This window comes from Streptomyces sp. YGL11-2, assembly GCF_050054615.1.
Lineage (GTDB): Bacteria > Actinomycetota > Actinomycetes > Streptomycetales > Streptomycetaceae > Streptomyces.
The window spans coordinates 35,757-50,679 of the sequence record NZ_JBNHIN010000038.1 but is presented as its reverse complement, the minus strand read 5'-3'; the positions used below and the strand labels follow the sequence as shown (position 1 = coordinate 50,679).

The following is a 14,923-nucleotide window of genomic DNA, read 5'->3' as shown; positions in this document are numbered from 1 at the left end:
CCGGAAGAAAGCGACTCCCGAATGGCGCACCTCGAACTCGGATCGGTCCGTACCGGTCTGCTGGACTGCATCCAGGTCAACCTGGCGGTACTGGCCGACCACCACCACGGCCCGGGCGCCCACCTGCGCCTCGGCTCGTCCCTGGGCTTTCGCGCCTGGCGGCGCGCCGACGACGGCCTGCCGACCGTCGACCCGCCGCTGACCGAGCAACTGGCCACCCTGCCCGGCCTCCTGGGACTCCGCGTGATCCGGCGCGCCCGCCTGCCACGCACCGAACTGCTCGACACCCTCACCGCCGACGGCGGCACCCGTTACGTCGTCGCGGACTCCTACCATCTGCCCTGGCTGCCGTATCACGGCCAGGCGCACATGGAGCACAGCTTCCTGCTCGCCGCGGACCCCGAAGGCTGGCGGATCACCGACGGCTACCGCAACGAGACCGCCTGGGGGCCGGCCACCCCCGGCCACTGGCTGCTGTCCGCGTCGGACCTCGCGGGTATCGCGGCGGCCGAAGTCGTCGAGCTGGCCCCGGCGGAGCCGCCCCCGGTCGCCGCGCTGCCGCCCACGCCGGCCCTGGACGGGACGGCCGTCGACGCCTACCTCGACGCCTACGACCGCTGCCCGGACCGCGCCCGCGCCATCGGACAACTCACCGTGGAGACCTGGCTGCTGGCCCGTACGCGCAAGCTGCACGCCACCTACCGCGCCCTGTTCGCCGGCCGGGTCGACGGGCCCGGACCCGGCCCGGAGGCGGAACACCTGCGCGCCTGGGACAAGGTCGTCGAGCAGACCTACCTCGCCCACCGCCGGGTCTCCCGGGGCCGGGCCGAACCGCCCGGCGTCGTCGACCGGCTGCGCGCCGTCCTCACCGCCGACCGCGCCGTCTTCGGCGTGGTACCGGAACCGGCGGCCACCCGCGCCCCCGACGACGAGCTGCGCCGGCAGGTGGCCGCCGTCGCCGGCGCGGTGCTCGGTGTCGCCCCGTCAGAACTCCTCGCCGGCGCGCCGTTCGACTCCTTCCCCTCCTTCAGCTCCTTCCGGCTGGTCGAGATCATCGAGCAGCTGGAGAGCGCGCTGGACCGGGAGCTCGACGCCGACGAACTGATCCCGGAGAACCTCCGCCGGGTCGACGACCTCTGCCGTATCGCCCGCTGAGCCCCCCGAACAGGAGACGCACCCCCATGGACCCCCGCTTCACCGCACTCCTCCGCCCCTTCCTCAAGCACGCCGGCCCCGGCGAGCCCGCCCTCACCCCCGAAACCGATCTGCGCCGGCTCGGCGTCGACTCCATGCAGGCCATCGAGTTGCTCTTCGCCATCGAGGACACCTTCGGCATCTCCCTGCCGGACGACGAACTCAACGACACCACCTTCGCCACCGCCGGCAGCCTGTGGCGCGTGATCGCCGACCAGCTCCCCGGCGAGGTCTCCGCATGAGCGGCCCGCTCGCCCTGGCCGACCGCCTGGCCGAGGTCGCCGAGGTCGCCGAGCGGTACGCGGCCGACACCGACCGGGCCGCCGCCTTCCCCGTGGACACCCTGGCGGCGCTGCGGCGGACCGGCCTGCTCGGCCTGCTGGTCCCCGCCGCACACGGCGGACTCGGCGGTTCCGTACGGGAGTTGGTGACCGCGGCACAGACCCTGGGGCGCAGCGACATGTCCGTCGGCATGATCTTCGCCATGCACTGCCAGCAGTCCGCGGCACTGGTCCACCACGGCGGCGCACGGCTGCGCAAGGAACTCCTGCCCAGGGTCGCGGCCGGCGAACTCTATCTCGCCTCCGTCACCACCGAGACCGGCACGGGCGGGCACCTGCTCAGCGCCCGTTCCCCACTCGTCGAAACCGACGGCGCCCTGGAGTTCGACCGGTTCGCCCCGATCGTCACCGGCGGCACCCACGCCGACGGCTTCCTCATCACCATGCGCGGCCCGGGCCAGGACGCCACGGCCGACGAGGTGTCCCTCGTCTACGCCCACCGCGACCAGGTCGAGATCACCCCCTCCGGCGACTGGCAGCCCATGGGCATGCGGGCCAGCCACAGCGTCGCCCTGCGGCTGACCGGCCGCGTCCCGGCCCATCAAGTGGTCGGCGAGCAGGGCAGGTTCCACCGCATCGCCGCCGAGGTCTTCGGCCCGCTCGCCCATACCGGCTGGTCCGCGGTCTGGCTCGGCACGGCGGCCGGTGCGCTCTCCCGCGTCCTGCGGCTGCTGCGCAGCCCCGCCGGCCGGGAGCGCTTCGACCTCTCCTCCGAACTGCTCCTCACCCGCCTCTCCCGGGCCCGGCAGCGGCTGGACACCGTCCACGCACTCCTCCAACAGACCCTGCGGACACTGGAGTCGGGCCAGGACCTCTCCGTCCCCGCGCGGCAGCTCCAGCTCAACGCGCTCAAGATCACCGCCGCCGAGGAGTGCCACGCCGCCGTCGACGACCTGGTCACCGCCCTCGGCCTGCGCCACGGCTACCTCCAGGACTCACCCACCCGCCTCGAACGCGCCCTTCGGGACCTGCGCTCCGCGGCCCTCAACTACAGCAACGACCGCCTCCACCTCGCCGACGGCCGGCTGGCGCTGCGCGACCAGGGGGTCGGCTTTGCCTGACACCCGCCACCCGGAGGACCTGCCCGGACCCCCGGCCACCGACTGCGCCGCCCTCGCCGCCCTGCCGCCCACCGCCACCGGCGCCGAAGTCTGGCGCGCCCTCGGCGGGGCGGGCCTGCTCACCCGGGCCTACCGCGGCGGCGACCCCCGCACCGGACCGGACCCCGACGGCCTCGCCGACCTCCTCGGCGCCGTGGACGCCCGCTTCTCGCTCGCCGCCACACTGTCCGTCAGCGTCCAACTCGCCACCGCGCTACCCCTCCTGGCGGTCGGCCGGGAACGCCGCGCCCACCACGCACTGGACCGCGCCCTCGCGGGCCGGGCCACCGTCGCCCTGGCCGCCACCGACGTGACCGCGGGCACCGACCTCACCGCCCTGCGCACCCGCGTCACGCTCGACGACGACGGGCTGACCCTCACCGGCGAGAAGAACTGGATCGCCAACACCACCACCGCCGCCCACTTCCTCGTCCTGGCCCGGCACCGCCCCGGCCGCCACTTCACCCACTTCACCTGGGTCCTGGTTCCCGCCGGCACCCCCGGCGTCACCGTCCGCCCCGCCGACTCGACCCTTTTCGCCGACGCGGGCACCGGACACCTCGCGTTCGACGGCGTCCGGCTCGGCCGCGACCACATATTGGGCCGGACCGGCTTCGGGCTGCCGCTCTTCGCCCGCCACATCGCCACCGAACGGCTCGCCGGCGCCCAGTGGGCGGTCGCCCTCTGCCGCCGGGTGCTGGCGGACACCCACCGCCACCTCACCCGGCGCGCCCACGGCGACGGCACCCTGTGGGACCTGGACGCGGTCCGCCAGCGCTTCGCGTCCTGCCTGGTCCGGGCAAGCGAACTGCGGGCGCTCGTCGCGGACCTGTCGGACGCGGTGGCATTCCGTTACGACGCCACGGCCGCCGCCACCCTCAAGGCCGCCGCCGGCGCCACCGTCCACCACGTACTCGACACCTGCGGCCGGCTCTGGGGCGCGGCCGGGTTCACCACCGGCGGCATCCAGGAACTCCGTGCCCAGGCAGCACTGTTCGGCATCGGGGGAGGGGCGACCGAGGTCGTCCTCGGCACCGTCGCGGACGCCGCCGAGTCCGTCCTCGCCGCGCTGGCCCGGCCGGGCACCCTCCCGTGACCGGCCCGCTCCAGGTCGCGGACCGGGTCTGGGTGAGCACCGTGACCGGGACACGGCACGAGCCCAGCCGGCACCGCGACGATCTGCGCCGGGCGGCGACCCTGCCCGAATGGCGCATCCGCGAATTCCTCTCCGGTCGCGGCCTGTTGCGGCAGCTGCTGGCCGCGATCCGGCCGGAGCTGGCCGACGCCGAGATCGCCCCGGGCCGGCGCGGCAAGCCCGCCCTGCGCGGCCACCCCGGCATCGGCGTCAGCATCTCCCATACCCCGGGCGCGACGGCCGCCGGGCTCGCCCTCGGCCGCGACCTCGGCGTGGACGTGCAGCGCCCCGCCCCCGCCGTCACCGCGGCCTTCACCCGGCGGCTGCTGCCGGCGCACGCCCCGCGGCTCGCCGCCCTGCCCCCGGCGCGCGCCGCCGAGGAGGTGGCCTGGGTCTGGACCGCCCAGGAAGCCTGCGTCAAGGCCGCCGGAGCCGGACTCGCCGGCCGCCCCTGGACCATCGGCATCCCGCCCGGCGCCCGCACCGGACGCTGGGGCGGCTACCGCTGGATCAGCCTCCGCGACCACTCCTCCCTGCCGCTGAGCTGCGCCTTCACCGATCCTGACGACCACGAGAAAGCCGGACCGCCCGCATGAGCACGCCGCCCCTGGCCGCACCGCAGACCCTCTACGACTGGTTCGCCGCCTCCGCCGCCCGCCACGGCACCCAACCCGCTCTGGAAGTCGGCGAGATCGCCCTCACCTACGACGAACTCGCCGCCGCTGTCGGCGCGTTGGCGGCCCGGCTCCACCGGCACCTCGGCGCCTGTGCCCCGCCCCGCCGCATCGGGCTGCTGGCCGCCCGCACCGCCGTCGCCTACGCGGGATACCTCGCCATCCAGCGGCTGGGCGCCACCGCCGTCCCGCTCGGCCCCGCCTTCCCGCCCGAGCGCAACGCCGCGATCGCCGCCGCGGCCGGACTCGACGCCGTCCTCGCCGACTCCACCGCCGCACCCACCGACCGGCTCGGCGCCCCGGCACTCACCCTCACGGACACCGAACTCCTCGCCCTGGCACCGCAACCGCTCCCGGCCATCGACCCCGTCCGCCCGCACGACCTGGCCTACCTCCTCTTCACCTCGGGCTCGACCGGCATCCCCAAGGGCGTCCCCATCCAGCACCGCAACATCTGCGCCTACCTCGCCCAGGTCGTCCCGCGGCACGCCGCGGGCCCCGGCGACCGCTTCTCGCAGACCTTCGAGCTGACCTTCGACCCCTCGGTGCACGACATGTTCACCGCCTGGGGGAGCGGCGCCGCCCTCGTCGTACCGTCCCGCGGGGAACTCCTGTCCCCGGTCCGCTTCATCAACCGCCGGGCGATCACCCACTGGAACTCCGTCCCCTCGGCGATCTCCCTCGCCCACCGCCTGCGCGCCCTCCGGCCGGCCGCCCTGCCCACCCTCCGCAGCAGCGTGTTCTGCGGCGAACCGCTCACCCTCCCGCAGGCCGACGCCTGGCGGCAGGCCGCCCCGCACAGCACGGTGGGGAACGCCTACGGCCCGACCGAACTGACCGTCACCTGCGTGACCTACCGCCTCCCCGCGGACCGCACCGCCTGGCCGGAGCCCGCCAACGGCACCGTGCCCATCGGAGCCCCGCACCCGAACCTCGAAGTGCTCGTCCACCACGGGGAGTTGTGCGTGCGCGGAGCGCAGCGCTTCCCCGGCTACCTCGACCCGGCCGACAACGCCGGCCGCTTCCTCGCCCCCGACACCTCCCCCTACGACCCCGCCACCCCGCTCACCGAGGCGCACTGGTACCGCACCGGCGACCGGGTCGGCCCCGCCGCCGGCGGCCCGCCCGGCGAGCGGCCGCTGGTCCACCTCGGACGCGACGACCAGCAGGTACAGGTGCACGGCTACCGCGTGGAGCTGGGCGAGGTGACGGCCGCACTGCGCGCCCTCCCCGGGGTCCTCGACGCGGCCGTGCTGCCGCGGGCCACCCCCGCCGGCACCGAACTCGCCGCCGCCTACACCACCCACGTCGTCCGCGCCGCCGAGGACGACCTCCGCACCGCCCTCCGCGCCCGCCTGCCCGCCTACATGGTCCCGGCCACCCTCACCGGGCTGGACGCCCTCCCGCTCAACGCCAACGGGAAGCTGGACCGGGCGGCGCTGGCGGACGTCCTCACTCCGCCGGTGACCCGCCGCCGCGCCGCGGAAAGTCCTCCGCCAGCAGCGTCGCGAGATCGACAAACGCCTCATGGGTCCTGAACCGCAGCCGGTTCAGGGCGATCTCCCGCATGCTGTCGAGGCGGTGGTCGTAGGGGAGGAAGACCAGCCCGCCCCGATGGTCGCGCAGCCGCGCGGCGATGTCGTCGCGGCGCAGCGCCCGGCCGGGGCCGACGAGCGCGGTCACCACCAGCGCGGCGCGCTCGGCGAGCGCCCCGTATCCGCGACGGGTGAGCCGCGCCAGCAGATGCTCGGTGTGCGCGATGCCTTCCTCGGTCATCCGGGTCACGACGATCAGCCGGTCGGTCATCGCGAGCGTGACGTCCGTGACGTCCTTGGTGCGCAGGTAGGCCCAGTCCGCCAGGACGACCGAGAAATGGCGGCCCAGCAGCTCCATCATCCGGCGGTATTCCTCGTCGTACCGTGGCGCCGGGGTGGCGCGGCCGGCCGTGTGGGCGAGCGCGCGCAACCCTGACGGGCCCGCCACCGTGTGTCCCAGCACGTCCCGGTAGCTGCTGATGGTGGGCAGTGCGCGCATCAGGTCCTGGCGCACGCCGTCACGGCCGCCCAGGTGCAGCCGGCCGGCCAGTTCGCCGACCTTCCGCCCCGCGTCGAGCGCGATCACCCCGCCACCGCGGGCGGCGGCCAGCACGGCGCCCAGCGCGACGGTGACGGTGCTCCGGCCGACGCCGCTGTCGGTACCGATGACGGTGGCCCGGTAGCTGAAGTCCAGCCGGGCCCGGAGCAGTTCCCGCTTCCGGGCGGACGCGCCGCCGTCCCCGCGCAGCGAGAAGCGGGCCCGGCTGCCGGACGGCCGCGCGGACAGCTCCCGTGCCGAGCGCTCCGCGGCGGCGTCGTCGAGCGGGATCCGCGGACCGGCAGCGAACGAGAGCGGCCCCCCGGCCCGCACGTCCGACGCGGCCCGCCTCCCGCCGGACGCACCGGGCCCGTCGTCCCGCAGCTCCGTCGCCAGCGGCACGTACCGGGCGAAGCACTCGGCAACCTGACTCGCCGTCGGACGCGCCCCCGCCTCCTCCGCCACGCACGCCAGCACGATCTCCCGCAGCGGACGCCAGGTGTCCCCCTGCCACAGCGCCATGTCCCCGCTCTCCGGCGCCCACGTCGCGCGGTGCTTGTCGCCGAGGCGGCGCAGGATCTGGCCCAGGGACAGCACGTTGTCGGCCATCGTCGGCACGGCCTCGGCCCCCCTGGCCCGGGAGGCGCCGTCGACCACGCACCGGCCCAGCCCCGTCAGCATCAGGGAGCGGCCGACGACACGGACGCTGTGCGGGGTCAGTTCGGGCAGCACCATCCCCTTCAGATGGCAGAGGCTGACGGCGCTGGCCAGATGCCAGCCGTACGCGATCGACAGCAGGATGTCGCGGCGCATCCGGGAGCCGTAGTCCGGCCGCAGCAGGCTGCTGAGCTGCGGCGGCGGTCCGGCTTCGGATCCGCCGGACGGGCGGTAGAGCGTCATGGCCAGCCACGGCGGCTCGCGGTACGCCTCCGCGCGCTGCTCCGGGTGCAGCTCCGCGCCGAGCAGCTGCGGGGCGTACTGCCCGGCCATCCGCGTCAGCGCGGTCACCTCCGTGCCGAGCAGCGCCTGCGCCTCCTCGGCCGGAATGCCCGGTCGGATCACCCGCACCGCCGCCTCGCCGCCGTCCCGGTCGCGCCCCAGATAGACGACGGAACGGGGGCCGGGCTGCCGTCCGTGGAGGGTGTACGGGCCGAGGCGGCGCGGATCGCGGGCGGTGAGCGGACGCCAGCCGTCCGGATCCGCCGACTCCGCATCGGCCTCGGCCTCTTCCTCGTCCGCCGGCACGACCTGGGGAGAGGCACCGAGCCGGGACATCAGCCGCCGTTCCACGGCGGAGAAGGCGCGTGACCCGGCCGGCAGCCGGTCCATCCCGTCCGGGTGCGCGAGCCAGGCCGGGAAGTCCGGGGAGCGGCCGGCCAGTTGCTCCAGACGCTGGCCGATGTGGCGGCCGGTGCGCAGGAGTTCCGGGGTGGACACGGCGTCCAGCAGCGCGGACTTGACCGCCTCCGGGAAGTCGAAGATCCGGTGCTGGTCGCGGAGCGGGCCGGCCACCGGCGCCGCCACCGGCTGCATCAGACCGCCGAGGAACACCTCAGCCAGATGCGCGGTGTCCGCCGCCCACGGGACCGCGGTCTGCACCAGGCGCATCACGGGCACGGACACCGGCGCGACCGCCGCGATATGGGCGGCGAGACGGTACGCCTCCGGAGAGGCCGCCTCCCGGAACCGCCGTACGCCGTCCGCACCTTCGCCGACCGGCGGCACGACCGTACGGCCGGCCGGACCGTGCAGCAGCGGCAGGTCGACTGTGCCGCCGGCTGAGGCGAGCAGCCGCGACCAGGCCGCGACCGGGCCCGCGGAGGTCTCCAGCACCGGCACCGGCAGACCGTCGAACGGCGCCAGCTCGGCGGGCAGCACCGGGTCGCTGACGCGCCACGAACCGCCGGCGGCGCCACGCCGGCGGGTGGTCACCCGCCAGCGGTCGGCCTGGATGCCCGAGCCGCCCCACAGCCGCGGCGGCAGCGCGTGCAGCACGGCCACCGGCCCGGTGGCCGCCCAGCGCCGCAGCAGCCGGTGTATCCGGCCGTCCCGCCAGGCGGCGCCCATACCGTCGCTGAGCAGCAGGATCAGCGTCTGGCCCGAGGCGTCGGCCAGTACGGTGGGCGGCAGCGAGGTGGTGTCCGGGTCGAACGGCCGGCCGCGCAGCAGCGGGGCCTCGGGGCTCCGGGTGTCCAGACCGTGGACGCGGACCATCCGGAACGCGCCGATCCGCTGCATCATGATCCGCCACTCGACCGCCAGCCGCCGCCACAGCAGCATCGACATCCCGTCGTCGACGACCAGCGCGAGATCCAGCCAGCGCTCCTGCCCGGGGCGCAGCACGACATCCGGCAGTCCGCTCTCGGCCAGCGCCGCGGCCGTCGCCGCCTCGTCGAACTCCTGGACGCGGGTGGTGGCCCGGCGCTGCCGCAGCGGGCGCAGCGCCCGGCCGATCCCCAACTCGCCCAGCAGCGCCTTGTTCTCCGGGACCCGCAGCGGAATCGCGGCACTGCTCCTCGGCGGCGGCGGGAACCGCACGCGCGCCGTACGGCGGGCGGTGGCCGGCACCGGAGCCGCATGCAGATCGCCGCCCAGGTCGTCCAGCGGAAGGACCTCGGACGGACCGGCCGCCGCCCGGTCCGCCGCGTCCGGAGGCGGCGGCGGGGGCGGGGGCGCCGCGCCGGTCACCGGGGAGGGCGCCGCGGCGATACCGAGGGCACGGGCGAGCGGCGCGGTGTCCCGGCCGGTGGGCAGTCGTCCGGCCAGCCACAGCGCGTCGAGCAGCGCATGCCGGTCCAGCTCGACGCCGGCGCCCGCGAGGACCGCCAGCACCTCCCCGATCCGCTCCGACCGCCCCGCCGCACCGGCGGCGGCCGCACCGCCCCCGGCACCCGGCGTCCCCCCGTCCGCCGCCATCTCTCAGACGGTCCCGCCGAGTTGGTGGAGCACCGCGTCCAACAGCCCCTCCGCATCCAGGTCGACGCCCCCGGCCCGCAGGAACACCGCGTTCAGCAGCTGGTCGGTGGCCAGTTCGCCCGGCCCGCGGCGCTGGAGGAACGCCCGCAGGATGTCCTCCACACCGATCAGCGCGTCGTCGCCCAGATGCGCCGCCACGATGGCACGCAGCCGCCGCTCGTCGGGCGTGGGCAGATCGAGCCGGACGCAGCGGCGCAGGAAGGCCGGCGGGAAGTCCCGCTCCCCGTTGCTGGTGATCACGACGACCGGGAACTCGGTGCACAGCACCTTGCCCCGCTCCACCGTCACCAGGTCGTGGGAGTCCGCCGCCAGTACCTCCACCACCGACTGCGCCTCGGGCAGCCGGGCGAGCTCCGGTATCTCGAAGACGCCCTCCTCGAACACCGTCAGCAGATCGTTCGGCAGGTCGACATCGCCCTTGTCCAACTCGTCGACCAGCAGCACGCGGGGGCGGGGGCCCGGTACGAGGGCGGTGCCCAGCGCCCCGAGGCGGACGAAGCTCCCGATGGACGGCTCGGCCTCGCCCCGGTCGCGGCTGAGCGTGGTCTCCCGCAGCCGGCCGATGGCGTCGTAGCGATACAGCGCGTCCTGCACACTGGCCCGGCTGTTCACCGGCCAGCGCAGCACCTCGCCGAGGTCCAGCTCGTGCGCGACCGCCCGCGCCAGCGAGGACTTGCCGGTCCCGGCCGGCCCGGTGACCAGCAGCGGCCGGCGCAGATGGAGCGCGGCGTTGACCACGTCGGCGTGCTCCGGCGCGATCAGATACGGCAGCGGGCCGGGCCCGGCCCCGGGGGCCTCGCCGGTCCGCCGGGAGCCGAACCGGCGCCAGGGCGGGGCCGGCGGCAGGGTGACCCGGCGCTGCGTGCCGTCGCCCTGGAACAGCCGCCAGTCGGCGGTGGGTTCGGGGTTCATGCGGTCTCCGTCGGTTCGGCGAGCTGGAGTTCGGGCAGGGCGCGGTCGGGGTCGGCCCAGGCCAGCACCGGCCTGCCGGGATGGTCCGCCGGCTGGTGCAGGGTCTTGGCGCGGTAGGAACGGATCTGCTCGGGCAGGGCTCGGGCCGGCGCGTCCGCCGCCTGCCGGACGGCATGCGAAGTGTCCCGGTCCGCGCCGCGGTCCCACAACACCACCGGTACGCCCATCGCCAGACACACCTGGACGACCTCTGTCCGCACCCGCTCCGGGACCTCCACCGACACCCGGGCGGCGTCGCGGCGGTCCAGCAGCCTGCCGTACACCTCACGCACCCCGGTCGACGGACCGGAGATGGCGAGCGGGTCGGCGCAGTCCAGTTGCTCCCAGCGGTGGCGCCAGTCGGAGAGGAAACGCTCGTTGCGCCGCAGGAGTTCCGGGCAGTGCACCACCAGGGCGTACTCGGCGCCCAGCACCCCCGGAATCAGCCCGTCCGGATCCGCGAACTCCCATTCGTCCACCGGAAGTTCCAGGCTGTCCCGATCGACCAGCACCTCGACGACCGGACGGCTGCCCTCCGGAGCCGACCGGCAGAGCCGCTCCAGCACCTGGAGCACCGCCTCCGCGGTCTGCGCCGCGCTGTACGGGCGGTCCGGGGCGGTCGCCGTCCGGTGCGGTCCCGTACCGTCGTCGCTCCACATCCGCAGCCGGAAGGCATCCGCGCCCGCCCCCGCCAGCTGCACCAGCAGCCGCGGCGGCGCGGTGCGCCGGCGCCGCCCGAGCGCCCACTCGTCCGCGTCCGCCCGCCGCTCCCGCAGCGCGGACGCCGGAATCCCGAGCCGGGTCGCCACCCCGTCCGCCCACAGCCGCAGCCGGGCTCGCTCCGGGCCCGGACACAGCACCGCGGCGAACTCCACCGCCCGCAGCAGCCCGGGAACCCGCAGCTCGTCCGGCCCGGAACGGCTGTCGCCGGTCAGCTGCTCGACCTGGTCCAGCAGCTCCCCGAACCGGGCTGTCTCATAGGGGAGTTCCGCAACCAGGGGCAGCGCCGCCCGCACGGCCTCGGGCAGTTGCTCGGCGACCGCGGTGGGCACCGCGTCGAGGAGGGCCAGCAGCCGCTCGTGCTCCCGCGGCGACAGCAGCCGCGGCACCGGGGACATCCGCCCCGTCGCCAGCAGCGCCGCGACCGTCGCCGGATCCCTGGAGCGCAGCACCTCGGTCAGCGCGGCCAGCGCCCGCTCCTCGGTCACCAGCACCCGGGCGAACTCCTCCGGCGTCGGCGCGGAACCGTCAGACGGATGCCCCAGACCGCAGCGCTCGGCGACCGCCCTGGCGTAGTCGGACCGGAACATCTGGGTGGGGAAGACGTTCGCCAGCAGATCGGCGAGCACCGCCTCGGCGGGGTCGTCGTCCCGTACGGGCCCCTCCAACAGCGCCCCGGCCCCGGCCCGCCGCAGCTCCTCCTCGATCCGCTGCCAGGGAATGCCCCAGCTGCGGCGAGTGATGTGCCGCGCCTCGTACGGCAGCGGCCGGCCCGACACCGGGTCGACGGGCGGCAGCACACAGGCTGCCACCAGCCCCACGACCGCCCCGTCCGCATCCGACCACAGCGGACCGCCGCTGTACCCGGGACCGATCGCCATCCCGGACAGCGCCCCGTCCATATAGCCCACCCGGCCGTCGCAGGACCGCACCCGCACCTCCGCGTACGTCCCGCTCAGCGCGCTCCCGTGCCAGGCGCGTACGGACTGCCCCGCGCGCATGGCACGGAACTCGGGTGCGCCGCCCGGCTCCGGCGCGCTGCCGCGGCCCGGTGGCCCGTCCGGATCCGCCGGCCCCGCGGGGTCCGCCGGGTCCGGTAACTCCGCCGCCGGGGCGGTGACCCGGAGCACCGCCAGATCACCGTCCCATTCCAACTCGCCCTGTCCCGGCGGCCCTTGGGCGTCGTCGAGCCGTCGCGGCGGTATCCAGTGGACCACCCGTGCCTCGCCGACCCGGGGCCCGGAGGGGCCCTGCACATGCACCCGCAGCACGGCGTCCTCCGGCCGGCCCGCGTCGAAGATCCCTTTCCCCAGCGCGTCGTTGACGACATGAGCGCAGGTGAGCAGGTGGTCCGGGGCCAGGACGACACCTGCGCCCGCCGACCTGCCGTCCGCGCGGTCCAGTACGGACACCACCCGGTGGCGGGGATCCGCCGGATCGCCGCTGCCCGCTCCGCAGTCGCCCGATACGGCGCGGAACCAGCCCATCACTCCGCCCGCTGCGGCCGCCACGTCGCGGTGATCGTCAGACTCGCCTGCCCGTTGGCCCCCACGAGGCCGAGCTTCAGGTCCTGGCCGACCTGCACCCCGAACTGCACCGACATCTCGTGCGGGGGCCGTTCGGAGGCGGTGACCGCGTCATGGATCTCCTGGAGGAGCGGGCCCAGCGGTCGCAGCGTCGTGTGCAGCGCGGCGACGGCCGTGGCCGCTGCCGCCGCGCCGCCGCGGGCGACCGGCACGGTCGGGCCCATCCCGTCCGGCAGATCCGCGGCTCCGGCCCGGTCCGTGGCCGCGTCGGGCTGCGGGTGCGGCCGGTGCGCGCCGTCGACCGGAGCGAGCTCCAGGCGGATGGATGTTCCATCGGCGAGGGTGAGTTCAGAGTGATTCGGCACGCACCCATTGTGCCGATCAGCGGCGATCACGACAGCGGAACGGCCGGATCACAGGCCGAGCCTGTGGGCGGCCCGGTAAGCGACTCGCTACCACCGGTCATGATCGCGGCAGGCAGGCAGGCAGGCAGGCAGGCAGGCAGGCAGGCAGGCAGCCAGGTGGAGGAGAGGCAGGCGGCACGCGCCGGGCCGGCCGCCGGGCGGGCCCGCCGCCTCCGGTTTGGCGCAGCCGCCCGCCGCTACGTAAAGTTCCGCCGAAGCTCGAACAGGCGGTGCGAAGGGCTGGAACAGCCGGCCTGACGAGGACGAACGATCCCAGGAAAGCGGCAGCGGCGATGACGGTGACCGATGACAGCCGGGCCGATGGCGCGGGAATCGACGCGGAGCGGATGGCGGTCTGCCTGAGCGTCCTCGAAGAACTCGACACCATTCCGGTCGACCATCCCGACGCGATCACGATACGGCGGGCCACCGCGGGCATCTACCGGACGGTGAAGCAGCGCCGGCGCCAGGAGCGCCGGGCGACCAAGACCGCCAACGACAAGCAGGTGACCGAGGCGACGGCCACCGGAGCCGCCGACCGGATCGACGACGAGACCCTGGGCGTGGCGCTCACCAGCTCGGTGACCTCGGAACTCGCCGGAATCCTGGAACGCCCCCGCTGCTGCTACGTCTGCAAGGCCCGGTACGTCGAGGTCGACGCCTTCTACCACCAGCTCTGCCGGGCCTGCGCCACGGAGAACCGCGCCCGCCGCGACGCCCGTACGGACCTCACCGGGCGGCGTGCGCTGCTCACCGGCGGACGCGCCAAGATCGGCATGTACATCGCCCTCCGGCTCCTCCGGGACGGCGCCCACACCACGATCACCACCCGCTTCCCGAACGACGCGATCCGGCGCTTCACGGCGATGCCGGACAGCGCGGAGTGGCTGCACCGGCTCAAGATCGTCGGCATCGACCTGCGCGACCCGGCCCAGGTGATATCCCTGGCCGACTCGGTCAGCGCCGAGGGCCCGCTCGACATCCTGATCAACAACGCCGCCCAGACCGTCCGCCGCTCACCCGAGGCGTACGACCGGCTGGTCGCCGCGGAGTCCGCGCCGCTGCCCGCCGGGGAGCTGCCCGCCTCGCTCGTCCTCGGCCACTTCGGCAGCGGTGCCCCCGCGCTCCCCGGCGCCGGGGCCGACGGGCGGCCGGAGCTGACCGCCGAGAACCTCACCGCGCTCGCCCTGACCAGCGGCTCCGCCTCGCCCGCACGGATCGAGGCGGGCACCGCGATCGACGCCGGCGGGCTGGTCCCCGACCTGCACGCGAGCAACAGCTGGATCCAGAAGGTCGACGAGGTCGACCCGGTCGAGCTGCTGGAAGTCCAGCTCTGCAACATGACCGCCCCGTTCCTCCTGGTCGGCAAGTTGCGGCCGGCGATGGCCGCGTCCCCGGCCCGGCGCAAGTACGTGGTCAACGTCTCGGCGATGGAAGGCCAGTTCAGCCGCGGCTACAAGGGTGCCGGGCATCCGCACACCAACATGGCCAAGGCCGCGCTCAACATGCTCACCCGCACCAGCGCCAAGGAGATGCTGGAGACCGACGGCATCCTGATGACCGCCGTCGACACCGGCTGGATCACCGACGAGCGCCCGCACCCCGCCAAGATGCGCATGGCCGAGGAGGGCTTCCACGCCCCGCTCGACCTGGTCGACGGCGCGGCCCGGGTCTACGACCCGATCGTCCGGGGTGAGCTGGGCGAGGACCTGTACGGCTGCTTCCTGAAGGACTACGCCCCCGCGGCCTGGTGAGTACCGGGCGCCGTCCCCCGCGGTGGCGGACGGCGTCCTCGCCGGGCAGCGCGGACGCGGATGATCACGGCTCGC

The 14,923-nt window shown here is 75.2% G+C and carries 11 protein-coding genes; 7 read left to right on the top strand and 4 right to left on the bottom strand.

The window, feature by feature from the left end:
* The first annotated feature begins 21 nt into the window (after window positions 1-21).
* From ACO1BR_RS31880 to ACO1BR_RS31855, 6 genes are read left to right on the top strand one after another with little or no spacing between them, the layout of a single operon-like run.
* On the top strand, window positions 22-1,155 hold the full coding sequence (locus ACO1BR_RS31880; protein WP_426798571.1) for a hypothetical protein: 1,134 nt from the start codon (window positions 22-24) through the stop codon (window positions 1,153-1,155).
* 26 nt (window positions 1,156-1,181) lie between these two features.
* On the top strand, window positions 1,182-1,436 hold the full coding sequence (locus ACO1BR_RS31875) for an acyl carrier protein (RefSeq protein ID WP_426798570.1): 255 nt from the start codon (window positions 1,182-1,184) through the stop codon (window positions 1,434-1,436).
* The gene (locus ACO1BR_RS31870; RefSeq protein ID WP_426798569.1) at window positions 1,433-2,596 is read left to right on the top strand and encodes an acyl-CoA dehydrogenase family protein; all 1,164 of its coding nucleotides are present in this window, start codon (window positions 1,433-1,435) and stop codon (window positions 2,594-2,596) included. The genes ACO1BR_RS31875 and ACO1BR_RS31870 overlap by 4 nt, the downstream gene beginning before the upstream one ends.
* Window positions 2,589-3,731, top strand: coding sequence for an acyl-CoA dehydrogenase family protein (locus tag ACO1BR_RS31865; RefSeq protein WP_426798568.1), 1,143 nt, complete (start codon window positions 2,589-2,591; stop codon window positions 3,729-3,731). The genes ACO1BR_RS31870 and ACO1BR_RS31865 overlap by 8 nt, the downstream gene beginning before the upstream one ends.
* On the top strand, window positions 3,728-4,366 hold the full coding sequence (locus tag ACO1BR_RS31860; RefSeq protein WP_426798567.1) for a 4'-phosphopantetheinyl transferase family protein: 639 nt from the start codon (window positions 3,728-3,730) through the stop codon (window positions 4,364-4,366). The genes ACO1BR_RS31865 and ACO1BR_RS31860 overlap by 4 nt, the downstream gene beginning before the upstream one ends.
* Window positions 4,363-5,982: an AMP-binding protein gene (locus ACO1BR_RS31855; RefSeq protein WP_426798566.1), complete on the top strand. Its 1,620-nt coding sequence runs from the start codon at window positions 4,363-4,365 to the stop codon at window positions 5,980-5,982. The genes ACO1BR_RS31860 and ACO1BR_RS31855 overlap by 4 nt, the downstream gene beginning before the upstream one ends.
* On the opposite strand, the gene ACO1BR_RS31850 is transcribed toward ACO1BR_RS31855, so the two are convergent.
* Genes ACO1BR_RS31850 through ACO1BR_RS31835 form a run of 4 tightly spaced genes read right to left on the bottom strand, consistent with a single transcriptional unit; the run spans window position 5,897 to window position 13,055 of the window.
* On the bottom strand, window positions 5,897-9,433 hold the full coding sequence (locus ACO1BR_RS31850; RefSeq protein ID WP_426798565.1) for an SAV_2336 N-terminal domain-related protein: 3,537 nt from the start codon (window positions 9,431-9,433) through the stop codon (window positions 5,897-5,899). The two genes, ACO1BR_RS31855 and ACO1BR_RS31850, sit on opposite strands and share 86 nt — an antisense overlap.
* Before the next feature lie 3 nt (window positions 9,434-9,436).
* On the bottom strand, window positions 9,437-10,405 hold the full coding sequence (locus ACO1BR_RS31845) for an AAA family ATPase (protein WP_426798564.1): 969 nt from the start codon (window positions 10,403-10,405) through the stop codon (window positions 9,437-9,439).
* Window positions 10,402-12,675, bottom strand: coding sequence for a trypsin-like peptidase domain-containing protein (locus tag ACO1BR_RS31840; protein WP_426798563.1), 2,274 nt, complete (start codon window positions 12,673-12,675; stop codon window positions 10,402-10,404). The genes ACO1BR_RS31845 and ACO1BR_RS31840 overlap by 4 nt, the downstream gene beginning before the upstream one ends.
* Window positions 12,651-13,055 (bottom strand): CU044_2847 family protein, encoded by a 405-nt coding sequence (locus tag ACO1BR_RS31835; RefSeq protein ID WP_426798562.1) that lies wholly within the window; start codon window positions 13,053-13,055, stop codon window positions 12,651-12,653. The genes ACO1BR_RS31840 and ACO1BR_RS31835 overlap by 25 nt, the downstream gene beginning before the upstream one ends.
* 332 nt (window positions 13,056-13,387) lie before the next feature.
* Here ACO1BR_RS31835 and ACO1BR_RS31830 point away from each other — a divergent pair, with 332 nt between their 5' ends.
* Window positions 13,388-14,848 (top strand): SDR family NAD(P)-dependent oxidoreductase, encoded by a 1,461-nt coding sequence (locus ACO1BR_RS31830; RefSeq protein WP_426798561.1) that lies wholly within the window; start codon window positions 13,388-13,390, stop codon window positions 14,846-14,848.
* Window positions 14,849-14,923 lie beyond the last annotated feature (75 nt).